This window comes from Kitasatospora sp. NPDC057198 (assembly GCF_042670125.1).
GTDB lineage: Bacteria > Actinomycetota > Actinomycetes > Streptomycetales > Streptomycetaceae > Kitasatospora.
Window position 1 is genome coordinate 1 of sequence record NZ_JBHUWH010000080.1, and the last position, 22,977, is coordinate 22,977.

Sequence of the window (22,977 nt, forward strand, 5' to 3'; positions counted from 1 at the left end):
GCCTTGCGCGCCGCCGGTGCGGCGTGGGTAGATATCCCCGACCGGGCGACAGCCGCGCGGTCGGGCGCACACGCGGAAGGAGGCGGTCACCATGCGGGTCGAGCCACGACGACGCTCCCCGAGACTGCCCTTCCGTTGCTCCCCCCGCACCGCCTGAGCAGTCTCCGGCGCAGCGCCCGTCCGCTGCCCGCGGCCCCGCACACCGGGCCCGCGACCCCTTGAGCTTCCCCGCCGCCGCACCGGGCGAATTCGTGCGGCACCGTGAACCCACCCGACCCAGGAGGTCGAACCCCATGTCGTACACCGAGGTACCCGGCGTCCGCGTCCCGATCCGGATGTGGACCGACCCGGCCACCGTCGAGGGCCAGGCGATGCAGCAGCTGCGCAACATCAGCACGCTGCCCTGGCTGCACGGCCTCGCCGTGATGCCGGACGTCCATCTGGGCAAGGGCGCGACGGTCGGCTCCGTCATCGCGATGAAGGGCGCGGTCTGCCCGGCCGCGGTCGGTGTCGACATCGGCTGCGGGATGACGGCGGTGAAGTCCTCGCTCACCGCGAAGGACCTCCCCGACGACCTGTCGCACCTGCGCCAGCGGATCGAGCGGGCCATCCCGGTCGGCCGCGGCCTGCACAGCGACCCGGTCGACCCGGGCAAGCTGCACGGCCTGCGCACCGCCGGCTGGGACGACTTCTGGCGGCGCTTCGACGGCATCGCCCCCGACGTGCGCTGGCGGCGCGAGCGGGCCGCCCAGCAGATGGCCACGCTCGGCGGCGGCAACCACTTCATCGAGCTGTGCCTGGACGACGACGGCGCGGTCTGGCTGATGCTGCACTCCGGTTCGCGCAACATCGGCAAGGAGCTCGCCGAGCACCACATGTCGATCGCCCAGGCGCTCCCGCACAACCAGGGCCTGATCGACCGGGACCTGGCGGTCTTCATCTCGGACACCCCGCAGATGGCCGCCTACCGCTCCGACCTGTTCTGGGCGCAGGAGTACGCCAAGCACAACCGGGCGCTGATGATGGCCCTGTTCCAGGACGCGGTCCGCCGCGAACTGCCCAAGGCCAAGGCCGTGTTCGGCGAGATGATCTCCTGCCACCACAACTACGTGGCCGAGGAGCGCTACGACGGCGTCGACCTGCTGGTCACCCGCAAGGGCGCGATCCGGGCCGGCTCCGGCGAGTACGGCATCATTCCGGGCTCGATGGGCACCGGCTCGTACATCGTGAAGGGCCTGGGGAACGCGGCCTCGTTCAACTCGGCCTCGCACGGCGCGGGCCGGAAGATGAGCCGCAGCGCCGCCAAGAAGCGCTTCACCACGGAGGACCTGGTCGCGCAGACGGCGGGCGTCGAGTGCCGCAAGGACTCCGGCGTGGTCGACGAGATCCCCGGCGCCTACAAGTCGATCGAGAAGGTCATCGAGCAGCAGCGGGACTTGGTCGAGGTGGTCGCACACCTCAAGCAGGTGATCTGCGTGAAGGGCTGACGCCGGGTCAGCCGGGGGAGGAGTCGCGGGCCGGCGCGAAGATGTACCGGTCCAGCACCAGCGGGGTGTCCGCCAGGATCGCCGGATCGCCCTGCGGGTCCTCCAGGAACGCCATGCCGAGCATCCGCACGGCCACGGCCACGGCCAGGTTCGTCCGGCGGCGGGTCTCGGCCGTGTCGGCCAGCCCGAACGACTCCACCAGCACCTCGTGCACGCGCGCCACGATCTGCCGGTCCACCTCGGCCCCCTCGTCCGCCAGCGCGGGGACCTTCGCCACGTGGAACCACACGTGCCGGTAGCCGGGCAGCGTCCGGAACCGGTCCGCGTACGCCTCGACCACCCGGGCGAGGAACTGCTCGGACGACGCGCAGGCCGCCACCGCCGCCGGATCGGTGGCGGCGGCCAGCAGCCGCAGGTCGCCCTCCATCCAACTGCGCTCCAGCGTCTCGAGCACCGCCTCCTTGTCCGGGAAGAACCGGTACAGCGCCCCGACGGACATCCCGGCCTCGGCCGCGATCTGCTTGGTGCTGAGCTGGTCGTAGGGCACGGTGTCCAGCAGCCGGGCGGCGGTGGCCAGGATGCGGGCGAACTTCTCGCGGCTGCGCTGCTGCTGCGGCTCGCGGACCAGGGGGGACACGGCGGGCTCACTCTCCTCGTACGGTGCCGGGCGGGGCGGGGCCTTGACGCGACGGCAAAACATGAACGATATTTTCGTTCATGTTTTCGCGCGGCTTCCCCGTCCTCTGGGCGTCCGTCACCATATCCAGCCTCGGCAACGGCATGCGCTTCGTCGCCCTCCCGCTGCTCGCCGTCCGCCTCACCGACGACGCGCGGCTGATCGCCCTGGTCGCCCTGGCCGGCCAACTGCCCTCGGTGCTGCTCGCCCTCCCCGCCGGAGCCTGGGCCGACCGGATCGACCGCCGCCGCATCCTCTTCGGGGCCGACGCCGCCCGCACCCTCGTGACCGGCGCGCTCGCCGCCGCGGTCGCCACCGGGACGGCCCGGATCGGCTGGCTGGTCCTGGCCGCGCTGCTGCTCGGCACCGGCGAGGTCCTCTACGCCGCCGGCTGGTCCGGCATGGTCCCCACCCTCGTCCCGCCCGCGGAACGGGCTCGGGCCAACTCCCGGATACAGGCCGGCGCGCTGATCACCGACACCCTGATCGGCACCCCGCTCGGCGCGGTGCTGTTCGCGCTCGCCGCGGCGCTCCCGCTCGCCGTCGACACCCTCTCCTTCGCCGGCGCCGCCGCCCTCGTCCTGCTGCTGCACGGAGACTTCCGCCCCCGCCCGCCGGCGGACGCCACCGGGCCGGCCCCGCTGGGGCGGCAGGTCGCCGAAGCCCTGCGCTGGCTGCGCGGCCGCCCCGTCCTGTTCCGGCTCTGCCTGGCCGGCGGCGTCTCGGGCGCGGTCTCCTCCGGGCTGATCGCCGTCCTGGTCCTCTACACCGGCCGCGTCCAGCACCTCGGCCCCACCGGGTTCGCCCTGCTGGTCGCCGCCTTCGCCGTCGGCGGCCTGCTCGGCAGCGCCCTCACCCCGCGACTGCTGCACCGCTGGGGCGTCCGCACCACCATGGTCGGGGGAGTCCTCGGCTCGGCGGCCTGCGCACTGCTGGTGGCACTCGCCCCCGCCCCGGCGGTCGCGGCCCTCGGCGTCGCCCTCTACGGGCTCACCGAATTCGCCTGGGCGATCGGCGGGGTGACCCTCCGCCAGGCCCAGATCCCCTCCCACCTGCTGGGCCGGGTGGCCATGGCCTACCAGCTCGTCTTCAACGCCGCCGGCGCGGCGGGCGCCGCCCTCGCCGGCGTCCTCGCCCACCAGTGGGGCCCCCGCACCCCCTACCTCGCCGGCGCCGCCCTGCTCCTGACCGTCCCGCTGCTCCTCCCGGGCACCCGCCGCGAGGCGGCGGGGTGGGCGCTCGCAGGCCACTGAGCGGGGGGACGGCGGGACGCGCGCATACAGGGAACGGCGGGACGCGCACATACAGGGGCTCGGGGAACGGCGAGTCCGTGCTGCTGACGGCCGGAGCCCATCGGAGGTCGGGGCTGCTGCGTGTCTGTGACGGAACCGGAAGCCGATGCGCGCTCCGGCAGTGAACCGTCAGCAGACATGAGCTCGCCGTTCCCCGAGCCCCTGGTTTCGCCTCTCGCCGTTCTCTCCGGGCCTAGGCCGCGGGCAGTTCGTCCAGGCCCTCCTGGACGAGCTTGGCGACGCGGTCGAGCGCGGCGTCGGCGCCGTCCGCGTCGGCGGCCAGGACGACGGTGTCGCCGCCGGCCGCGCCGAGGGCGAGGAGGCCGAGCATGGAGCCGGCGTTGACCGGGGTGCCGCCCTCCTTGGCGATGGTCATCGGGACGCCGGTGGAGGTGACGGCCTTGACGAAGATGGAGGCGGGACGGGCGTGCAGGCCCTCGGCCCAACCGATGGTGACGCGGCGCTCAGCCATGAGAGGTGCCTTTCAGGTGGTGCAGGGTGGTGCAGGGTTGTCTAGACCAGTGTCGCACGCCGCCGCGCCGCGGGCCCGGTGGCGCGGGAGTGGTGGCAGGGCCAGCGTGCCGTGCCCGGCACGCCCGGCGCCATCAGGCTCGCCGACGACTACGCTGGCGGGCGTGGAGCACGAGCGCGCGCAGGCGGACAACGGGTACCCGCAGCACTGGGAGGCGGACGTCCTGCTGCGGGACGGCGGGACGGCCCGGATCCGGCCGATCACCGCGGACGACGCCGAGCGGCTGGTGGAGTTCTACGAGCAGGTCTCGGACCAGTCGAAGTACTTCCGCTTCTTCGCCCCGTACCCGCACCTGTCCGACAAGGACGTCCGCCGCTTCACGCAGCACGACTACGTGAACCGGGTCGGCCTGGCGCTGGTGGTCCGCGACCGGTTCGTCGCCACCGTCCGCTACGACCGCACCGACCGGGACGGGATGCCGTCCACCACCGGCACCGACGCCGAGGTCGCGTTCCTGGTGCAGGACGCGCACCAGGGCCGGGGCATCGCCTCCGCGCTGCTGGAGCACATCGCCGCGGTCGCGCAGGAGCGCGGCATCCGCCGGTTCACCGCCGAGGTGCTGCCGGAGAACCGGAAGATGGTCAAGGTCTTCACCGACGCCGGGTACACCCAGCGGCGCAGCTTCGCCGACGGCGTGGTGCACCTGGAGTTCGACCTGGAGCCGACCGCCGCCTCGCTCGCCGTGATGCGGGCCCGCGAGCACCGCGCCGAGGCCCGCTCGGTGCAGCGGCTGCTGACGCCCCGCTCGATCGCCGTGGTCGGCGTCTCGCGCAACCCGCAGTCGGTCGGCCGGGCACTGCTGCGCGACGTCCGCTCCGGCTTCGACGGCCCGGTGTACGCGGTGAACCGGGGCGCCGAGCCCGGCACCGTGCTGGAGGGCGTGCCGACGCACCGCTCGGTGCTGGACGTGCCCGGCCCGGTCGACCTCGCGGTGATCGCGGTGCCGGAGCCCTCCGTCCCCGGCGCGGTCGCCGAGTGCGGGGCGCACGGTGTGCAGGGCCTGGTGGTGGTGAGCGCCGGGTACGCGGAGACCGGGCCGGACGGGCGGGACAAGCAGCGCGCGCTGGTGCGGCAGGCTCGGGCCGCGGGCATGCGGGTGATCGGCCCGAACGCGTTCGGCCTGCTCAACACCGACCCCGGGCACCGGCTGAACGCCTCGCTGGCCCCCGTGCTGCCCGAGCGCGGCCCGTTCGGCGTGTTCTGCCAGTCCGGGGCGATCGGGGTCGCCCTGCTGGAGGCCGCGCACCGGCGCGGGACGGGCATCTCCTCGTTCGCCTCGGTCGGCAACCGCGCCGACGTCTCCGGCAACGACCTGCTGCAGTACTGGGAGGAGGACGACGCCACCGAGGTGGTGCTGCTCTACCTCGAATCCTTCGGCAACCCGCGCAAGTTCACCCGGATCGCCCGCCGACTGGCCGCCGCCAAGCCGGTGGTGGTGCTCAAGGGCGCCCGGCACACCGGCAGCCTGCCGCCCGGTCACGCCGTCCAGCCCGCCGCGACCCGGCTGCGCGACGCCACCGTGGACGCCCTGTTCCAGCAGGCCGGCGTGATCCGGGTGGACACCATCACCGAGCTCTTCGACACCGGGGAACTGCTCGCCGGGCAGCCGCTGCCGCAGGGCAACCGGATCGCCGTCGTCGGCAACTCCGACTCGCTCGGCCTGCTCACCTACGACACCTGCCTGAGCGCCGGACTGCGCCCCCGCACCCCCGTCGACCTGACCACCGGCGCGGGCGGCGAGAACTTCCGGATCGCCCTGGACACCGCGCTCACCGACCCCGGCACCGACGCCGTGATCGCCGTCGCCATCCCGCCGATCGGCGTGCACGGCCCCGAAGCGGCGCCCGAACTCGTCGAGGACGCCCCGGAGATCGCCCGAGCCCTGCTGGACGCCGCCGAACGCGGCCGGGAGCTCGGCAAGCCGCTGCTGCTCGCCCACCTCGCACTGCCCGCGCTGGTCGCCCGGCTGCGCGCCGGGGGAGTGCCCGCCTACCCGGCCCCCGAGCGCGCCGTGCACGCGCTGGCCGACGCCGTCCGCTACGCGAAGTGGCGCCGCCGCAGCGCCGAGGCCGAGGAGACCGCCCGCGTCCCCGAACTCGACGGCGTCGACGAGCACGCCGCCCGCGCCCTGGTCGAACGCGCCCTGACCAGCCGGGAGGCGGTCGCCGCCCGGCTGCAGGCCGGCGGCGCCCGGGTCACCCTGCCCGACGCCGAGGCCGCCGAACTGCTCGGCCACTACGGCATCCCGGTCAGCCCGACGATGCCCGCCCCCGACGAGGCGAGCGCCGTCAAGGCCGCCGACACCCTCGGCTACCCCGTCGCGCTGAAGGCCACCGCCGAGCACCTGCGGCACCGCCCCGACCTGGGCAGCGTCCGGCTCGACCTGACCGGCGAGGCCGAACTGCGCCGCGCCCACCGCGAACTCGACGCGCTGCTCGGCGGCGCCGCGCAGGCCGAACTGGTGGTGCAGCGGCTCGCCCCGCGCGGCGTGGACACCGTGATCGGCGCGGCCGTCGACCCGGCCGTCGGCACCATCCTGTCCTTCGGCCTCTCCGGCGCCCCCGCCGAACTGCTCGGCGACGTCGCCCACCGCCTCGTCCCGGCCACCGACCGGGACGTGGCCGAGCTGATCCGCGAAGTGCGGGCCGCCCCGCTGCTGTTCGGCTGGCGCGGCGCCGAGGCGGTGGACACCGACGCGCTGGAGGAGGTGCTGCTGCGGGTCTCCCGCCTCGTCGACGACCTGCCCGAGGTCGCCTCGGTCGACCTGGAGCCCGTCGTGGTCGCCCCGCACGGCCTGGCCGTGCTCGGCGCCCGGGTCCGGATCGCCCCGCTGCCGGTCCGCACCGATCTGGGGCCGCGCGCCATGAGCACGCTGTAACCTTGCGTGGTTGCCCGCTCGGCAGGACCGGGCGGCCCCCGGTGCGGTGAAGGCCGGGAGACCCGGCGCAGTGCCACCCGCCGCAGCGGCGGGACATGCCAGGATGGAGATATGGCGAAGACCGGTACCACCACGCAGGACCTGCGGTCCGCGATCGAGCGCAGCGGCTACTACCCGGCGCTGGTCTCCGAGGCGGTGGAGTCCGCGGTGGGCCCCGAACCGATCACCTCGTACCTGGTGCACCAGGAGACCACCTTCGACGCCAACGAGGTCCGTCGGCACGTCACCGTGCTGGTGCTCACCGCGTCCCGCTTCGTGGTCAGCCACACCGACGAGCAGAACGGCGACGCGGCCACCCCCGTCCCGTACGCCACCACCTCCACCGAGACGGTCCGCCTCGACCGGATCACCTCCGTCGTGGTCAGCCGGATGGTCGCCAACCCCGAGACGTACACCCCCGGCACCCCGCCGCGCGAGGTCGTCCTCACCATCGGCTGGGGCGCCGTGCAGCGCCTCGACCTGGAGCCGGCCGGCTGCTCCGACCCGAACTGCGACGCCGACCACGGCTACACCGGCTCCGCCACCGCCGACGACCTGTCGCTGCGGGTCAGCGAGGCCGGGGACGGTCCGGAGACGGTCGCCCAGGCGCTGGTGTTCGCCCGGGCGCTGTCCGAGGCGACCGTGGCCAACGGCTGACCCGCATGCACCACGAGGACCCCTACGACCTGCTCGACCCGGCCGACGCCCCCGCCCCGCGCTACGGCTGCGCCTCGCTCTCCGACCTGCTGCCCACCCTCGCGGCGGGCCTCGGCGTGCCCGGCTACCGCCCCGTGCTGCCGCTGGAGCCCGCCGACCGGGTCTGCGTGTTCCTGGTCGACGGCCTCGGCTGGGAGCTGATCCGGGCCAACCCGGACTGGGCGCCCTTCCTCAACTCGCTGACCGCCGGGCACTCCCCGATCACCGCCGGCTTCCCGTCCACCACCGCGACCTCGCTGGCCTCGGTCGGCACCGGCCTGCCGCCCGGACAGCACGGCCTGGCCGGCTACACGGTGATGATCCCCGACAGCGGGCGGCTGATGAACCAGCTGCGCTGGAACCCGCCGGTCGACCCGCACGCCTGGCAGCCCTACCCCACCGTCTTCGAGCGGGCGCACCAGGCCGGGGTGGCCACCGCCCAGGTGTCCTCGCCGCTGTTCTCCTCCACCCCGCTCACCCGGGTCGCGCTCTCCGGCGGCACCTTCCTCGGCCGCACCACCGGCGAGGAGCGCATCGACCGGGCCGCCGCCTGGCTGGCCGAGCACGATCGCGCCCTGGTCTACACGTACCTCAGCGAACTGGACGCCGCCGGGCACCGCTACGGCGTCGACTCCGGCGAGTGGCGGCTCACCCTCTCGGTGGTCGACCGCCTTGCCCGCCGCCTCGCCGAACAGCTCCCGCCGCGCTCCGCGCTGTACGTCACCGCCGACCACGGCATGATCGACATCGCCCCGGAGAACCGGATCGACTTCGACGAGGACTGGGAGCTCTCGGCCGGCGTCGCCCTGCTCGGCGGCGAGGGCCGCGCCCGCCACGTCTACGCCCACCCCGGCGCGGCGGGCGACGTGTACGCGGTGTGGAGCGAGGTGCTCGGCGAGCAGATGTGGGTCGCCACCCGCGAACAGGCCGTCGCCGCGGGCTGGTTCGGCCCCTCGGTGGACGAGCGGGTGCTGCCCCGGATCGGCGACGTGGTCGCCGCCGCCCGCGACGACATCGCGATCGTCGCCACCCGCAGCGAGCCCGGCGAGTCCCAGATGGTCGGCCTGCACGGCTCGATGACCCCCGTCGAACAACTCGTGCCCCTGCTCGAAGTCCGCGGCTGAGCCCGCCCGTTGACCCCCTCGCCCGAAAGGCTGCTGCCCACCCATGGCTGAACTGGTGTTCTTCTCGGGCACGATGGACTGCGGCAAGTCGACGCTCGCGCTCCAGATGGACCACAACCACGCCGCCCGCGGCCGCCAGGGCATCATCTTCACCCGCCACGACCGGGCCGGTGCCGCCACCATCTCCAGCCGGCTCGGCCTGCGCGCCGACGCCGTCGAGGTCGGCGACGAGTTCGAGTTCCAGGCGTACGTCGTCCACCTGCTCTCGGCCGGCGGCCGGGTCGACTACCTGATCTGCGACGAGGCACAGTTCTTCTCCGCCGCCCAGATCGACCAACTCGCCCGGATCGTCGACGAGTTGGGCATCGACGTGTTCACCTTCGGGATCACCACCGACTTCCGCACCAAGCTCTTCCCCGGCTCCCAGCGCCTGATCGAACTCGCCGACCGGGTCGAGGTCCTCCAGGTCGAGGCGCTCTGCTGGTGCGGCGCCCGCGCCACCCACAACGCCCGCACCGTCGGCGGCGTCATGGTCGTCGAGGGCGCCCAGGTCGTGGTCGGGGACGTCGCCGTCAACGAGGACGAGATCGGCTACGAGGTGCTCTGCCGCCGCCACCACCGCCGCCGCCTCACCGCCGCCACCTCCCGCGCCGCCGTCCTCTCCCCGGACGTCCTCCCGTTCGAGGGCTGAGCGCCCTCCGGGCGAGAACGCTCCGCCGGGTGACGCGATCCCCGACCCCGCCCCGGCGGCCGCCCCCGCACGCCACAATGGCGGCATGACCTCGCCCCTGATCACCGTCGCCGAACTCGCCGACGCCCTCGGCACCGACCGCGCACCCGTCCTGCTCGACGTCCGCTGGGCGCTCGGCGGCCCGCCCGGAGCCGAGGAGTACGCCAAGGGCCACCTGCCCGGCGCGCACTACCTCGACCTCGACCGCGAACTCGCCGACCCGCCCGGCCCGGCCGGCCGCCACCCGCTGCCCGACCCCGAGCGCCTCGCCACCGCCCTGCGCCGGGCCGGCGTCAGCGCCGAGCGCCCCGTCGTCGCCTACGACGCGGGCCCCGCGCTCTCCGCCGCCCGCGCCTGGTGGCTGCTGCGCTGGGCCGGCCACGGCGACGTCCGCGTCCTCGACGGCGGCCTCGCCGCCTGGACCGCCGCCGGGCAGCCGCTCAGCACCGAGACCCCGGCCCCCGGCGACGGCGACTTCAAGGTCGAACCCGGCCACCTGCCCACCGTCGACGCGAGCGGCGCCGCCGAACTCGCCCGCACCGGCCTGCTGCTCGACGCCCGGGCCGGCGAGCGCTACCGCGGCGAGACCGAACCGATCGACCCGCGGGCCGGCCACATCCCCGGCGCCGCCTCCGCCCCCACCACCGAGAACCTTGCCGCGGACGGCCGCTTCCTGCCCCCGGCGGCGCTCACCGAGCGGTTCGCCGCGCTGCACCTCACCGACCCGGCCCGCACCGCCGTCTACTGCGGCTCCGGCGTCACCGCCGCCCACCAGATCCTCGCCCTCACCCTGGCCGGCCACGACGGCGTCGCCCTCTACCCGGGCTCCTGGAGCGAGTGGTCCGCGAACCCGGCCAACCCCGTGGAGTAGGAAGGGCTCGGTCGAGAACGGCGGGAACTGTCGGCAGACGGGCATGCACAATCAGGGGCCCGGGGAACGGCGGGTCCGTGCTTCTGACGGTCGGAGCCCATCGAAGGTCCGTGCTGCTGCGTGCCGTAACAGGAACCAGAAGCCAATGGCACGCACCGGCAGTGCACCGCCAGCAGACCCGTGCTCGCCGTTCCCCGAGCCCCTGGCGGGGCTGGGGCTCTCCCGAGCCCCTGGTTACTCGGGCTTCTTGCGGCGCGACCCGAAGACGATCTCGTCCCAGCTCGGCACCGTCGCCCGCCGCCCCGGGCGGACGCCGTCCGCCTCGGCCTGGCGGTCGGTGGTGCCGACCAGGCGGTCCCGGTGCGGGGCGACCGAGCGCGGCATCAGGATGTCCGCGTACGCGGAGCCCGCGCCGACGCTCGCGGCGGGGGCGGCCTCCTCGATCTCCTCGGCCTCCTCGGCGACCGCGGTCTCCACGCTCGGACCGACCGGGGTCAGGTCGCCGCGGTAGGAGGGGACCACGTCCAGCAGGCTGGTGAGGGAGTCCCGTTCGGGGGCGGCCGCGGCCGCCGTCGCGGCGGTGGCCTCGCGGGCCTCGCGGACCTGCATGATCCGGTCCGCGGAGGGGCGCTCGATCATCGGGCGGGCCGGGCGCTCGTGCGGGAGCCGGGCGATCCGCGGGATGAACGGGAAGACCGAGTCCTCCTCGCGCTCGACGTTCTCGCCGATCAGCGCGCGGGCCTCGTCGTCGTTGGGCTGGACCAGCCGCCGCGGCGGGTCGTAGGACCAGCTGGCACGCCGGTGCTCGCCCTCGGCGCGGTACGCGAGGATGACCTCCCAGGTGCCGTCGTCGCGGCGCCAGGAGTCCCAGCGCTCGGTGTCCTTCTCGGCGCCGCGCAGCGCGAGGCGCTCGGCGACGGCCTCGCCGAGCTGCGGGCCGGTGGACTCGCCGTGCCGGCGGATCGCCGTCTTGCGGGCCCGCTCGGCCATGAAGGCGCGCTCGGCGAGCACCGGGCCCTCGAAGCGGCGGACGCGTTCCACCGAGATGCCGGCGGCCTGGGCGACCTCCTCAGCGGAGGCACCGGCTCGTATCCGCGCCTGGATGTCACGGGGGCGGAGGTGGCTCTCCACCTCGATCTCGATCTGGCCGAGCCGCGGGCGGTCACCCCGGACGGCGGCGCGCAGCCGCTCGTCGATCGGCAGGGTGTACTCCGTGCTGTCGGCAGCCTTGAGCACCAGCCGTGTGCCGTCGTTGCTGACGGCCACGACGCGCAGTTCGGGCACGGTTACCTCCCGGGTGGTGCCTGCCGACGTCACCTGCGTCGCTGCTCCCGTACTGAGTGTGGCCTGCCCGTTGGCGAGTGGCCACAACCTTGCAGAGTTACCCGGCGTGTCGGGCTTTCACCCGGGCGCGCCGCTGTGGCACGGTTGCCTGTTTGCCACGTCGACGGTCGACATCGCACCCGGGCGCCCGGTCCAGCCGTCTGACGATTCGTCGACAACGAGTCCGAAGGCTCAGGCTCCACGAACAGTACTCCATTCGTGGCATCCGGAGGGGCGGCTCGCCGCTCAAGTCTCCCGCGAATCACCGGAATCTCAAGAGCGGGCACCCCATTGACCCGCCGGCGATCAACGGACGGTGATCATCTTCACATATATCGACCGGGAAGAACCGGATTTTCGACCCTTGTGTCCTTCTTTGGGCAAGATGGAGAGACTTGTTCGAAATTCCGACACACCGACCGAGGGACAGGGATGCCGCAGCGGAGCCAGCAGTTCGCGCACGGACCGGCCGCGGCCGAGGAGCGGGTGGAGCGCAGACGGCTCGACCTGACGGCCACTCAGGTCGCCGCGAGCGCCCTGGCGGCGGTGGCAGGCGCCGTACTCGCCTCGGAACTCGGAGTGTACGGAACGATACTCGGCGCGGCCGTCGTCTCGGTGGGGGCGACCATCGGGAGCGCGCTCTTCCAGCACCTCTTCAAACGCACCGGGGAACAACTGCGCAACGCGGTGGAACGCGGCACCGAATCCACTCCGGCCGCACGCCCCGGGCCCGCCCCGGCGGGCGGAATCAGCCAGGACTGGAACGCGCCCCGGGTGCTGCGCGCGAAACGCCGCTGGACGTGGAAGTCGTACGCGGCGGTCTCCGCGCTGGTGTTCGTGCTCGCGATGGTTCCGATCCTTGCGGTGGAACTCGCGGCCGGGAAGCCGATGCACGACATCACCACCGGACAGGACGGCGGCGGCACCTCGTTCAACCCCTCGCGGCCGTCCGGCGACCGGCAGCCCGGGGACGGGGAGCGGGACGGCGCGCCGTCCGCCGGACCGTCCTCCGACGCGCCCCCGTCCTCGCCGTCCGCCGTCCCGTCGACGGCGCCGAGCGGTTCGGCCGAGCCGTCCGGGGCGGCGTCCGCACGGCCCTCGCCGAGCGGGACGGCGGGTTCCGCCGAGCCGTCCGCCCCGGCCCCGGCGCCGTCCGTCCCGGCCCCGGCGCCGTCCGTCCCGGCCCCGGAGCCGTCGGCCGCCGCCCCGAGCGCGCAGGACGGGCTGCCCGGGACGGCCGGGCCGACCGGCTGACGGGCTGACCGGGCCGGCGGGGGCGCTCAGGCGCCCAGCACCCGGCGCAGGTAGTCGTTGGCGAACCGGCGCTCCGGGTCGACCTTGTCGCGCAGCGCCGTGAAGTCGGCGAAGTGCGGGTAGACCGAGGCCAGGTACTCGGCGTCCCGGGTGTGCAGCTTGCCCCAGTGCGGGCGCCCCCGGTGGGCGGCCATCAGCTTCTCCACCTCGGTGAAGTAGGACAGTTCGCGGGTGCCCCGGTACAGGTGGACGGCGATGTACGCGGTGTCCCGCCCGTTCGCGGTGGACAGCCACAGGTCGTCCGCCGGGGCCACCCGCACCTCCACCGGGAAGCTGATCCGCCAGTCCGAGCGCTCCACCATCGCCTTCAGCTCGCGCAGCACCTCGGTCGCCGCCTCGCGCGGCACCGCGTACTCCATCTCTATGAAGCGCACCTTGCGCGGGCTGGTGTACACCTTGTACGCCTCGTCCGTGAACCGGCGCTCCGACCAGGCCCGGCTGGCGATCTTGGCGATCGTCGGGATCGCGCCGGGGAAGCCGCGGCCCACCCGGCAGGCGCCCTCCCACACCGTGTTCGACACGAAGTCGTCGTCCAGCCACGCCTTGAACCTCGGCAGCGGCTCGGCCGGGCCCTGGCTGCGGTTGTTCCGCTTGGTCGAGCAGCGGTCGGTGTGCGGGAACCAGTAGAACTCGAAGTGCTCGTTGACGGCCGTCAGGTCGTCGAAGGAGTGCAGTACCTCGTCGAAGCCCATCGGCTTCTCGTGCGCGCTCAGCAGGAACATCGGCTCCACCGCGAAGGTCAGCGCGCTCACCACGCCCAGCGCGCCCAGGCCCAGCCGGGCGCCCTGGAACAGCTCCGGGTCCTCGGTGGCCGAGCAGGTCCGCACCGAGCCGTCGGCGAGGACGATCTCGACCTCCCGGATCTGCGCCGCGAGCGAGCCGGAGTCCCGGCCGGTGCCGTGGGTGCCGGTGCTGGTCGCGCCCGCGACGGTCTGCACCTCGATGTCGCCCATGTTCGTCAGCGAGAGGCCGGCGGCCGCGAGCAGCCGGTTCAGCCGGTGCAGCGGCAGGCCCGACTCGACGGTGACCGTTCCGGCGGCGCGGTCGATCGAGCGGACGGCGGTCAGGTTGTCCGGGCGCACCAGCACGGCGTCCCCGGCCGCCGCGATCGCCGTGAACGAGTGCCCCGACCCGACCGCCTTCACCGGCAGCCCGGCCTGCCCGGCGGCGACCACCGCCGCCGAGAGCTCCTCCACCGAGCCCGGCGCCACCACCCGCGCGGGCCGCGCGCTCTGGTTCCCCGCCCAGTTCCGCCAGACCTCGGTCATCTCCAGAGCCTCCCGCTCGCGCGTGTCCTACCTTCCGGTTCTACCGGTGGGTACGGGGAGCGTAGTCACAACGAACGCGCAGGTCTACGGCTACGAGAGCCCCTTCAGGGGCTCGGGGAACGGCGAGGCCCAGTCTGCTGGCGGTTCACTGCCGGAGCGCGCATTTGCTTCTGGTTCTGTCACAGACACGCAGCAGCCCCGACCTTCGATGGGCTCCGGCCGTCAGCAGCACGGACCCGCCGTTCCCCGGGCCCCTGATTTTGCCTCCCGCCGTTCTCGACCGAGCCCCTGATTTCGCCTCCCGCCGTTCTCACCGAGCCACGGCCGGTGCCGCAGGCGTCCGTACGGCCGCGAGCTGTGCGCGCAGGCGGGGGCGGCCCGCGTAGGCGGCTGTCGCGGCGAGGAGGGCGGCCGCGAGCGGGACCCAGTAGCCGTTCGCGCTGCCGGCGGCGTCGACGACGATGCCGGCGGCGGAGGAGCCGGCGGCGACGCCGAGGGCGAGGCCGGTGGTGGTCCAGGTCATGCCCTCGGTGAGCTGCGCGGCGGGGACGAGCCGTTCGACCAGGGCCATGGCGGTGATCAGGGTGGGGGAGATGGCCAGGCCGGAGAGGAACAGCGCGGCGCCGACGCCGAACAGGGCCGCGGTGCCGTGCAGCAGCTGCGCGGCCACCACCAGCGGGGCCATCCCGAGGGCCATCACGCCGACGCCGGCCAGGAAGCGGCGGTCCATCGTTCCGGTGAACTTGAGCGCGCCGAACACCGCCCCGGCCAGGCAGGAGCCGAGGGCGTACACGGCCAGGACGTAGCCGGAGGCGGCGGGGTGCCCCTGGGCCTTGGCGAAGGCGACGGTGACCACCTCGACGGAGCCGAAGACCACGCCGATCGCGCCGAGCGTCAGGATCAGGGTCTGGACGCCCTTGTCGCGGACGACGGAGCCGCCGGCCCGGTGCTCGACGGGGTGGGCGGGTGGCTCGGTGCGGCGCTGGGCGGTGAACAGCAGGACGCCGACGACCAGGAAGACCCCGGCGAGCAGCAGGCCGGACTCGGGGAAGAGCGAGGTGGCCAGGGTGGCGGCCAGGATCGGGCCGATGATGAAGCAGATCTCGTCCGCGACGGCCTCGAAGGAGTACGCGGTGTGCAGCTTGGGCGGCTCGTCCCGGTAGAGGTGGGCCCAGCGGGCGCGGACCATCGAGCCGGTGCTCGGCATCGTGCCCATGCCGGCGGCGAAGACGAACAGCGTCCAGTCGGGCAGGCCGTAGTGGGCGCCGAGCAGCAGGCCGGCGGCGGAGAGCACGGTGACGGCGGTGGCCGGGAGGGCGATCCGGCGCTGTCCGTACCGGTCGACCAGGCGGGAGGTCCGGGGGCCGAGGACCGCGGCGGAGACGGCGAGGAAGGCGGAGAGCAGCCCGCCGAGCCAGAAGGAGTCCTTGATCTCGCCGAGCATCGTGACGATGCCGATCCCGGTCATCGAGATCGGCAGGCGGGCGATCAGCCCGGTGAAGGAGAAGGCCAGGGAGCCGGGGGCGGCGAATATCTGGCGGTAGCTGGACAGCACGGGGGGTGGCTCCGTCGGGGGTCGGATGGGGTCTGAACGGGTGGGGGATGCAACCACCGGTAATGCGCGACCGTAGTGCACACAGCTTACGAAGCCGGGCCGATCGTCCGCATCCGGGTTGTTCGCGGACATCCCGGACACCGCGCGCCGCCGGAACCGGCCGCCCGTGCGCCGGACGGCCCGTTCCGGGTGGCAGGATCGGGAGCATGTCCGACACGCGCACCCCGAGCCCGACCGACCCCGCGCCCTACGACGCGCTGCTGCTGCTGTCCTTCGGCGGGCCGGAGGGCCCCGAGGACGTGGTGCCCTTCCTGGAGAACGTCACCCGGGGGCGGGGCATCCCGAAGGAGCGGCTGACCGAGGTCGGCAAGCACTACTTCCTGTTCGGCGGGATCAGCCCGATCAACGGGCAGAACCGCGAACTGCTGGCCGCGCTGCGCAAGGACTTCGCCGACGCGGGCCTGGACCTGCCGGTGTACTGGGGCAACCGGAACTGGGCCCCGTACCTGGTGGACGCCCTCCGGGAGATCGCCGACGCCGGGCACCGCCGGGTGCTGGTGCTGGCCACCAGCGCCTACGCCGGGTACTCGGGCTGCCGGCAGTACCGGGAGAACCTGGCCGACGCGCTGGCGCAGCTGGCCGCCGAGGGCCGCCCGGAGCTGACCGTCGACAAGCTGCGGCACTTCTACAACCACCCCGGCTTCGTCGAGCCGATGATCGACGCCACCCTGGCCGCGCTCGCCGCGCTGCCCAAGGAGGTGCGAGGCGGCGCCCGGCTGGCGTTCACCACGCACTCGATCCCGACCGCGATGGCCGAGACCTCCGGCGCCCCCGACGACCCGGCCCGCGGCACCCCCGGCGGCGCCTACGTCGCCCAGCACCTGGAGGTGGCCCGGCTGATCGCCGACGCGGTGGCCGCGCGCACCGGCGTCGCCGGCCGGCCCTGGGAGCTGGTCTACCAGAGCCGCTCCGGCGCCCCGCACGTCCCGTGGCTGGAGCCGGACGTCTGCGACCACCTGGCGGCGCAGCACGCGGACGGCGCCGCGGCCGTGGTGATGGTGCCGATCGGCTTCGTCTCCGACCACATGGAGGTCAAGTACGACCTGGACACCGAGGCGGTGGCCAGGGCCGCCGAGCTCGGCCTGCCGGTCGCCCGGGCCGCCACCGTCGGCGCCGACCCGCGGTTCGCCGCCGCCGTCCGGGACCTGGTGCTGGAGCGGGCCGCCGCGCAGCGCGGCGAGCCGGTCACCCGGTGCGCCCTGGGCGCCCTCGGCCCCAGCCACGACCTGTGCGCCGCCGCCTGCTGCCCCAACCCGCGGGCCCCGCGCCCCGCCGCCGCCCAAGAAGCCTGACCCCCCGAGAACACGAGGACCCCGTGACCGACGACCTGCTGCAGGAACTCCTCGCCACCGCCGTCGAGGCCGCCACCAGGGCCGGTGAACTGCTGCGCGACGGCCGGCCCGCGGACCTCGGGGTGGCCGCCACCAAGAGCAGCCCGGTGGACGTGGTGACCGAGATGGACCTGGCCTCCGAGAAGCTGGTGCTGGAACTGATCTCGGCCCGCCGCCCGGACGACGGCTACCTCGGCGAGGAGGGCGCCGACCGCCCCGGCACCAGCGGGGTGCGCTGGGTGGTCGACCCGCTCGACGGCACCGTCAACTACCTGTACGGGCTGCCCTCCTGGGCGGTCAGCGTGGCCGCCGAGCTGGACGGCGAGGCGGTCGCGGGCGTGGTCTTCGTGCCCGCCCGGGGCGAGCTGTTCCGGGCCGTGCGCGGCGGCGGCGCGTACCTGGACGACCGCCCGCTCGCCGTCCGCCCGGCCCCGGACTGGGGGCGGGCGCTGGTGGCCACCGGCTTCGGCTACCTGCGCGAGCGGCGGGTGCACCAGGCCGAGGTGCTGCACGCGCTGATGGGCGAGGTGCGCGACGTGCGGCGCGGCGGCGCGGCCGCCGTCGACCTGTGCGACCTGGCGGCCGGCCGGTTCGACGGCTACTACGAGCGCGGCCTGGCCCCCTGGGACCGCGCCGCCGGCCTGCTGATCGCCGCGGAGGCCGGCGCGCTCACCGGCTCCCGGCCCGGCCTGCCCGCGGACGGCGAGCTGACGGTCGCCGCCCCGCCCGGCGTGTTCGAACCGCTGCAGGCCCGGCTGGAGGAGCTCGGCGCCTGGCACGACTGACCGGGCGCGGACAGCGGGAGGCCCCGGCCGGGGGGAACCGGGGCCGGGGCCTCTCGAGGTGGGTCGTTCGGGACGGGGAGCGGTCAGGCGGCGGAGCGGTGCGTGCCGAGGACCGGGTCCACGCCGTGTTCGGTGGCGAGGCGCTGGAGGTCCTCCAGCTCGGACTGCTCGACCTCGGCCAGGAACTCGTCCCCGGACTCGATCGCGCGGTGCAGATCCTGCTCGGCGTTCTTGATCCGCTGAAGGATTCCGGCGGTGAAGGCGTCCATACGGGCCCCCTTTGCTGTGTCGACGGGCACGGTCCGAGCGACCCCCCGGCACGGGACCCGACAAACCCCGGCGGGCACCTCGGACCGGATGCAGGTTCCGGTCGGGCGCTCGTGCGGCGTGGGAGCCGCGACCCGGTGGCTTTCCGTCCCAGGCCGGTGCGGATGGGGCACTCGGCGGGTGGTGGTGGCCGCGACGCGTCGGCAGACGGCATCACGGTGTGCACGTGTCCTCCCCACCCCCGGGGCATGGAAACCTCCAACTCCCGGAAAAGTTGCCCGAGTCACAGTCCAAACGGAGAGCGGGCCCTCCGTTTTCGCGGACGGCGCACCGGACTTACGACTGCTTTACCGCGCGACCAGGCAGGATGGAGGCACCGTCGGATCCGCCTGCCCGGATCCGCGCCCGGCACCCCACGGCCCGCACGGGCGGTCACACGGCCAGGGCCGCTCCAGCAGAAGGGACAACCACCGTGCGGGTACTCGTCGTCGAGGACGAGCAGCTGCTCGCCGAGGCCGTCGCCACCGGCCTGCGCCGGGAGGCCATGGCGGTCGACGTCGTCTACGACGGGGAGGCCGCCCTGCAGCGGATCGCCGTGAACGACTACGACGTGGTGGTGCTCGACCGGGACCTCCCGCTGGTCCACGGCGACGACGTCTGCCGCCGGGTGGTCGAGCAGGGCCTCGCCACCCGGGTGATCATGCTGACCGCCTCCGGCGACATCAGCGACCGGGTCGAGGGCCTGGAGATCGGCGCCGACGACTACCTCCCCAAGCCGTTCGCCTTCAGCGAACTCGTCGCCCGGGTCCGCGCCCTGGGCCGCCGCGCCACCGTCCCGCTGCCCCCCGTGCTGGAGCGCGCCGGGATCAGCCTGGACCCCGGCCGCCGCGAGGTCATCCGGGACGGCAAGCCCGTCCAGCTCGCCCCCAAGGAGTTCGCCGTCCTGGAGGTCCTGATGCGGGCCGGCGGCGCCGTGGTCTCCGCCGAGCAGCTGCTGGAGAAGGCGTGGGACGAGCACACCGACCCGTTCACCAACGTCGTCCGGGTCACCGTGATGACCCTGCGTCGCAAGCTCGGGGACCCGCCGGTGATCGTCACCGTGCCCGGCTCCGGCTACCGGGTGTGACCCGCACCCCCGAAACACCCGCCAGCTGAGAGGACTTCCGGCCATGACCACCCCGCCACTCCCCGGCGGGGCCCCCGGCACGCCCGCCCAGGGCCCGGACCAGGTGCCCCCGCGACCGACGCACCCCCCGCGCCGCTCCGACCGCGACCGCGCCGACGACACGTACCACCCCGGCGACGGCCTGTTCGCCTGGCTGTCGCTGCGCCCCACCATCCGGATCCGGCTCACCCTGCTCTACGGCGGGATGTTCCTGATGGCGGGCGTGGTCCTGCTGCTGCTGATGTACTACTTCGTCCGCTCCGCCTTCGACCAGGCCCAGCTGCCCCACCTCACCCTGGGCCGCAACGTGGCGATCACCGTCAACGGCGAGACGATCAGCGACCAGAACTCGCTGGACCAGGCGATGAACGCCCTCCAGGAGGGCAACAGCAACCAGGCCCTGTCCACCCTGCTGCGCCGCGCCCTGACCGCGCTGGTCTTCCTGGCCGTGATCGCCTTCGCGGTCGGCTACGCGATGGCCGGCCGGGTGCTGCACCCGCTCGGCCGGATCACCCGCACCGCCCGCGAGGTGGCCGGCAGCGACCTGCACCGCCGGATCGACCTGGACGGCCCGGACGACGAGCTCAAGGAGCTCGCCGACACCTTCGACGAGATGCTGGAGCGGCTGGACCGCGCCTTCGACTCGCAGCGCCGCTTCGTCGCCAACGCCTCGCACGAGCTGCGCACCCCGCTGGCGATCAACCGGACCCTGCTGGAGGTCCAGCTGGCCGACCCGGAGGTCTCGCCCGACCTGCAGCAGCTCGGCAAGACCCTGCTGGCCACCAACGAGCGCAGCGAGCAGCTGGTCGAGGGCCTGCTGCTGCTGGCCCGCAGCGAGAACGAGCTCACCGAGCGCCGCCCGGTCGACCTCGCCGAGGTCGCCCAGCGCGCCATGGAGCAGACCCGGACCGAGGCGTCCAACCGCGAGGTCGAGCTGCGCGCCGAGCTCGCCCCCGCCCCCGCGCACGGCAACGGCGTGCTGCTGGAGCGGATCGCGCTCAACCTGCTGCAGAACGGCGCCCGCTACAACAGCCCCGGCGGCTGGGTGGAGATCACCACCTCGGCGGTCCGCGGCGGTGGCGGCGAGCTGGTGGTGAGCAACACCGGCCCGGTCGTCCCCGGCTACGAGCTGGAGCACATCTTCGAGCCGTTCCGGCGGCTCAAGGGCACCGACCGCACCCGCAGCGACAAGGGCGTCGGGCTCGGCCTGTCCATCGTCCGCTCCGTGGTGCGCGCCCACGGAGGCACCATCGAGGCCACTGCCCGCCCCGGAGGCGGCCTGCGGGTGCGGGTCCGCATCCCGTAGCCGCCGGCCCGCCCCCGGCCCGCCGGTGCCCCGTCCGGGCGCCCCTGCCCCGCGGGACTCCCCCCGGCCGCCCCTGCCCAGCCGTGTCGGAACGACATAAGCGCTGGACAGGGGCGGCTTGTCTTTTGCGGCCGCGACAACTTACGGTGTCGTAACCTACGCATCCGTAGGTCAGCCTGTCCCCTCCGCCTTGGAGCAACCGCCGTGACCATCGCCCCCGTGCAGCGAACCGCCACGACCGCCTGGACCGACGCCAGGCTGATCCTCGCGCTCGAAGAGGTCGTGGAGACCGAGCTGAACCGCCACCTCAAGGTGGCCAAGGAGTGGATGCCGCACGAGTACGTGCCGTGGAGCCAGGGGCGGGACTTCGACGGGGTGCTCGGCGGCGAGGCGTGGTCGCTGGAGCAGTCCAAGGTCACCCCGCTGGGCCGGATCTCCCTGGTGGTCAACCTGCTCACCGAGGACAACCTCCCGAGCTACCACCACGAGATCGCCAGCATGTTCGGCCGCGAGGGCGCCTGGGGCGCCTGGGTGCACCGCTGGACCGCCGAGGAGGGCCGGCACGGGATAGCGATCCGCGACTACCTGCTGGCCACCCGCGCCGTCGACCCGGTCGAGCTGGAGCGGGCCCGGATGGCGCACATGTCCGAGGGCTTCGAGTCCGACAACGCGCACAGCATGCTGCAGTCCGTCGCCTACGTCGCCTTCCAGGAGCTGGCCACCCGGATCGCCCACCGCAACACCGGCCACCACTCCGGCGACCCGCTCTGCGACCAGCTGCTGGCCAAGATCGCCAACGACGAGAACCTGCACATGGTCTTCTACCGGAACCTGCTCAAGGCCGCCCTGGAACTCGCCCCCGACGAGGCCATGCGCGCCATCGCCGACGTGGTGATCAACTTCCGGATGCCCGGCCACGGCATGCCCGGCTTCGAGCGCTCCGCCGCCCAGATCGCCATCGGCGGCATCTACAACCTGCGGATCCACCACGACGACGTGCTGCAGCCCGTGCTGCGCCACCTGAAGGTCATGGAGGTCACCGGCCTCGGCCCGGTCGGCCGGCACGCCCAGGAGGAGCTGGGGGCCTTCCTGGCCGGTCTGGACGCCCAGGCGACCCGCTTCGACGAGCGCCAGGCCGCGCTGCTGGCCCGCCGCGCCGCCGCGGCCGCCGCCCGGGGCTGACCCCGGGCCCCGGGTGCCTCCGCGCCCCGGCGTTCCGGTGCCCCGGTGTCCCTCGTTCCGGACCCCGCGCCCCGGCTGCCCGACCGGCGGCCGGGGCGCTCGGACGTACCGGTGGGTACGCGGACAATTCGACGGCGCGGGCCCGCACCGAAAGGCCCGCTTTGGCGGCAAAAGCCCGCTGTCGCGCCCGATGTGACGAAACTCACACCTGTCCGGAAGGCTCCCCCGGATCCCTCGATGGGGTGATCACTCGTTCGGGCGAGGTCGTCGCTTTCGGTGATCGCCGGGTTTCGCCACCGGCACCCCGGCGGATCGCCAAGAGCCCTCCGCTGCCGCCGAGTTGCCGCCCCCGGTGCTCCCGGACGGACACGCACCGTGATGATCGACAAGTTCCGGTTCGAACCGCTTCACCCGTACGGTGGATGGTGTTCGGACCCTGTTCGATCATCCCAATGGGCCCCTGTCCGGATGTCGATTGAGTAACGGGGCTTGAAGTAAGGCACAATCTCGGCCTCGGGTCGGGCACAAGACCGACCCCCCAGGCGTTACGTGCGCTGGAGATACCCGCACACACCCAAAGGGGGAGAGCGAAAACTATGGCAACGGACTACGACACCCCACGCAAGACCGATGACGACCTCAACGAGGACAGCATCGAAGAACTGAAGGCCCGTCGTAACGAGAAGGCGTCCAGCTCCGTCGACGTCGACGAGTACGACGCCAACGAGGGACTGGAGCTTCCGGGCGCCGATCTCTCGAACGAGGAGCTCTCGGTTCGGGTGCTGCCCCGGCAGGCCGACGAGTTCACCTGCATGAGCTGCTTCCTGGTGCACCACCGGAGCCAGCTCTACAGCGAGAAGAACGGCCAGCCGATCTGCCGGGACTGCGGCGCCTGAAAACGGAGCGGCACTGGCCCGGGCGGGCGACACCCCTCCGCCGGCCCGGTACGCCGCCCCGTCCGGCCCTGAGCAGCGGGACCGGAGGCAGAAGCAGCGACCGTCCCGAGCGGTCGCACCCGGTGGAGCGCGAGCCGCGCGCCTGCCCCCGCAGGGCTCGCAGACAGACCGAAAGGGACGGCCCCACCTCCGGGTGGGAC

The 22,977-nt window shown here is 73.8% G+C and carries 20 protein-coding genes; 14 read left to right on the forward strand and 6 right to left on the reverse strand.

Annotated elements, in window-relative coordinates; translation table 11 throughout:
* The first annotated feature begins 293 nt into the window (after window positions 1-293).
* Entirely contained in the window at window positions 294-1,487 is a 1,194-nt protein-coding gene (locus tag ACFUEL_RS12540; RefSeq protein ID WP_380236111.1) for an RtcB family protein, read from the forward strand.
* Window positions 1,488-1,494: 7 nt separating this feature from the next.
* Here ACFUEL_RS12540 and ACFUEL_RS12545 read toward each other — a convergent pair whose 3' ends face one another.
* The gene (locus ACFUEL_RS12545; RefSeq protein ID WP_380236112.1) at window positions 1,495-2,124 is read right to left on the reverse strand and encodes a TetR/AcrR family transcriptional regulator; all 630 of its coding nucleotides are present in this window, start codon (window positions 2,122-2,124) and stop codon (window positions 1,495-1,497) included.
* Window positions 2,125-2,204: 80 nt separating this feature from the next.
* On the opposite strand from ACFUEL_RS12545, the gene ACFUEL_RS12550 reads away from it, so the two are divergent.
* Complete coding sequence (locus tag ACFUEL_RS12550) at window positions 2,205-3,416, forward strand: MFS transporter (protein WP_380236113.1); 1,212 nt, start codon at window positions 2,205-2,207, stop codon at window positions 3,414-3,416.
* A 232-nt stretch (window positions 3,417-3,648) separates the two neighbouring features.
* Here ACFUEL_RS12550 and ACFUEL_RS12555 read toward each other — a convergent pair whose 3' ends face one another.
* Complete coding sequence (locus tag ACFUEL_RS12555) at window positions 3,649-3,927, reverse strand: HPr family phosphocarrier protein (protein ID WP_380236114.1); 279 nt, start codon at window positions 3,925-3,927, stop codon at window positions 3,649-3,651.
* 163 nt (window positions 3,928-4,090) lie between these two features.
* Here ACFUEL_RS12555 and ACFUEL_RS12560 point away from each other — a divergent pair, with 163 nt between their 5' ends.
* The 5 genes from ACFUEL_RS12560 (at window position 4,091) to ACFUEL_RS12580 (ending at window position 10,325) form a co-directional block, all read left to right on the forward strand.
* Entirely contained in the window at window positions 4,091-6,865 is a 2,775-nt protein-coding gene (locus ACFUEL_RS12560) for a GNAT family N-acetyltransferase (protein ID WP_380236116.1), read from the forward strand.
* A gap of 111 nt (window positions 6,866-6,976) precedes the next feature.
* Window positions 6,977-7,561 carry a DUF5998 family protein gene (locus tag ACFUEL_RS12565; protein ID WP_014138494.1) on the forward strand — a complete coding sequence of 195 codons (585 nt, stop codon included), beginning with the start codon at window positions 6,977-6,979 and terminating at the stop codon, window positions 7,559-7,561.
* A 5-nt stretch (window positions 7,562-7,566) separates the two neighbouring features.
* A complete protein-coding gene (locus ACFUEL_RS12570; protein ID WP_380236117.1) occupies window positions 7,567-8,724 on the forward strand; it encodes an alkaline phosphatase family protein in 1,158 nt (385 codons plus the stop codon).
* A gap of 43 nt (window positions 8,725-8,767) precedes the next feature.
* Complete coding sequence (locus ACFUEL_RS12575; protein WP_380236118.1) at window positions 8,768-9,415, forward strand: thymidine kinase; 648 nt, start codon at window positions 8,768-8,770, stop codon at window positions 9,413-9,415.
* Between the two features lie 85 nt (window positions 9,416-9,500).
* Window positions 9,501-10,325 (forward strand): sulfurtransferase, encoded by an 825-nt coding sequence (locus ACFUEL_RS12580; RefSeq protein ID WP_380236119.1) that lies wholly within the window; start codon window positions 9,501-9,503, stop codon window positions 10,323-10,325.
* A gap of 234 nt (window positions 10,326-10,559) precedes the next feature.
* Here the strand turns inward: ACFUEL_RS12580 and sepH are convergent, their stop codons facing one another.
* The gene (gene sepH / locus ACFUEL_RS12585) at window positions 10,560-11,642 is read right to left on the reverse strand and encodes a septation protein SepH (RefSeq protein ID WP_380236120.1); all 1,083 of its coding nucleotides are present in this window, start codon (window positions 11,640-11,642) and stop codon (window positions 10,560-10,562) included.
* A gap of 438 nt (window positions 11,643-12,080) precedes the next feature.
* Here sepH and ACFUEL_RS12590 point away from each other — a divergent pair, with 438 nt between their 5' ends.
* Complete coding sequence (locus ACFUEL_RS12590) at window positions 12,081-12,902, forward strand: hypothetical protein (RefSeq protein ID WP_380236121.1); 822 nt, start codon at window positions 12,081-12,083, stop codon at window positions 12,900-12,902.
* Between the two features lie 26 nt (window positions 12,903-12,928).
* On the opposite strand, the gene ACFUEL_RS12595 is transcribed toward ACFUEL_RS12590, so the two are convergent.
* Window positions 12,929-14,230 (reverse strand): D-arabinono-1,4-lactone oxidase, encoded by a 1,302-nt coding sequence (locus ACFUEL_RS12595; RefSeq protein ID WP_380236122.1) that lies wholly within the window; start codon window positions 14,228-14,230, stop codon window positions 12,929-12,931.
* Window positions 14,231-14,540: 310 nt separating this feature from the next.
* Window positions 14,541-15,785 carry an MFS transporter gene (locus tag ACFUEL_RS12600; RefSeq protein ID WP_380236123.1) on the reverse strand — a complete coding sequence of 415 codons (1,245 nt, stop codon included), beginning with the start codon at window positions 15,783-15,785 and terminating at the stop codon, window positions 14,541-14,543.
* A gap of 206 nt (window positions 15,786-15,991) precedes the next feature.
* Between ACFUEL_RS12600 and ACFUEL_RS12605 the strand changes: the two genes are divergently transcribed.
* Together ACFUEL_RS12605 and ACFUEL_RS12610 are read left to right on the forward strand one after the other, a co-directional pair.
* On the forward strand, window positions 15,992-17,137 hold the full coding sequence (locus ACFUEL_RS12605; protein ID WP_380236124.1) for a ferrochelatase: 1,146 nt from the start codon (window positions 15,992-15,994) through the stop codon (window positions 17,135-17,137).
* 23 nt (window positions 17,138-17,160) lie between these two features.
* Window positions 17,161-17,961, forward strand: coding sequence for an inositol monophosphatase family protein (locus ACFUEL_RS12610; RefSeq protein ID WP_380236125.1), 801 nt, complete (start codon window positions 17,161-17,163; stop codon window positions 17,959-17,961).
* An 83-nt stretch (window positions 17,962-18,044) separates the two neighbouring features.
* On the opposite strand, the gene ACFUEL_RS12615 is transcribed toward ACFUEL_RS12610, so the two are convergent.
* Complete coding sequence (locus ACFUEL_RS12615) at window positions 18,045-18,230, reverse strand: hypothetical protein (protein WP_030458050.1); 186 nt, start codon at window positions 18,228-18,230, stop codon at window positions 18,045-18,047.
* 470 nt (window positions 18,231-18,700) lie between these two features.
* On the opposite strand from ACFUEL_RS12615, the gene ACFUEL_RS12620 reads away from it, so the two are divergent.
* The 4 genes from ACFUEL_RS12620 (at window position 18,701) to ACFUEL_RS12635 (ending at window position 22,777) form a co-directional block, all read left to right on the forward strand.
* Entirely contained in the window at window positions 18,701-19,354 is a 654-nt protein-coding gene (locus ACFUEL_RS12620) for a response regulator transcription factor (protein WP_030458051.1), read from the forward strand.
* A gap of 43 nt (window positions 19,355-19,397) precedes the next feature.
* A complete protein-coding gene (locus ACFUEL_RS12625; protein WP_380236126.1) occupies window positions 19,398-20,699 on the forward strand; it encodes a sensor histidine kinase in 1,302 nt (433 codons plus the stop codon).
* Between the two features lie 204 nt (window positions 20,700-20,903).
* On the forward strand, window positions 20,904-21,881 hold the full coding sequence (locus ACFUEL_RS12630) for an acyl-ACP desaturase (protein ID WP_380236128.1): 978 nt from the start codon (window positions 20,904-20,906) through the stop codon (window positions 21,879-21,881).
* Between the two features lie 596 nt (window positions 21,882-22,477).
* Complete coding sequence (locus ACFUEL_RS12635) at window positions 22,478-22,777, forward strand: DUF4193 domain-containing protein (RefSeq protein WP_014138508.1); 300 nt, start codon at window positions 22,478-22,480, stop codon at window positions 22,775-22,777.
* Window positions 22,778-22,977: the final 200 nt, after the last annotated feature.

Coding starts and splice junctions, on each gene's coding strand:
- ACFUEL_RS12540 (WP_380236111.1), top strand. CDS start 294: ATGTCGTACACCGAGGTACCCGGCGTCCGCGTCCCGATCCGGATGTGG.
- ACFUEL_RS12550 (WP_380236113.1), top strand. CDS start 2,205: ATGTTTTCGCGCGGCTTCCCCGTCCTCTGGGCGTCCGTCACCATATCC.
- ACFUEL_RS12555 (WP_380236114.1), bottom strand. CDS start 3,927: ATGGCTGAGCGCCGCGTCACCATCGGTTGGGCCGAGGGCCTGCACGCC.
- ACFUEL_RS12565 (WP_014138494.1), top strand. CDS start 6,977: ATGGCGAAGACCGGTACCACCACGCAGGACCTGCGGTCCGCGATCGAG.
- ACFUEL_RS12570 (WP_380236117.1), top strand. CDS start 7,567: ATGCACCACGAGGACCCCTACGACCTGCTCGACCCGGCCGACGCCCCC.
- ACFUEL_RS12575 (WP_380236118.1), top strand. CDS start 8,768: ATGGCTGAACTGGTGTTCTTCTCGGGCACGATGGACTGCGGCAAGTCG.
- ACFUEL_RS12580 (WP_380236119.1), top strand. CDS start 9,501: ATGACCTCGCCCCTGATCACCGTCGCCGAACTCGCCGACGCCCTCGGC.
- ACFUEL_RS12590 (WP_380236121.1), top strand. CDS start 12,081: ATGCCGCAGCGGAGCCAGCAGTTCGCGCACGGACCGGCCGCGGCCGAG.
- ACFUEL_RS12595 (WP_380236122.1), bottom strand. CDS start 14,230: ATGACCGAGGTCTGGCGGAACTGGGCGGGGAACCAGAGCGCGCGGCCC.
- ACFUEL_RS12605 (WP_380236124.1), top strand. CDS start 15,992: ATGTCCGACACGCGCACCCCGAGCCCGACCGACCCCGCGCCCTACGAC.
- ACFUEL_RS12615 (WP_030458050.1), bottom strand. CDS start 18,230: ATGGACGCCTTCACCGCCGGAATCCTTCAGCGGATCAAGAACGCCGAG.
- ACFUEL_RS12625 (WP_380236126.1), top strand. CDS start 19,398: ATGACCACCCCGCCACTCCCCGGCGGGGCCCCCGGCACGCCCGCCCAG.
- ACFUEL_RS12635 (WP_014138508.1), top strand. CDS start 22,478: ATGGCAACGGACTACGACACCCCACGCAAGACCGATGACGACCTCAAC.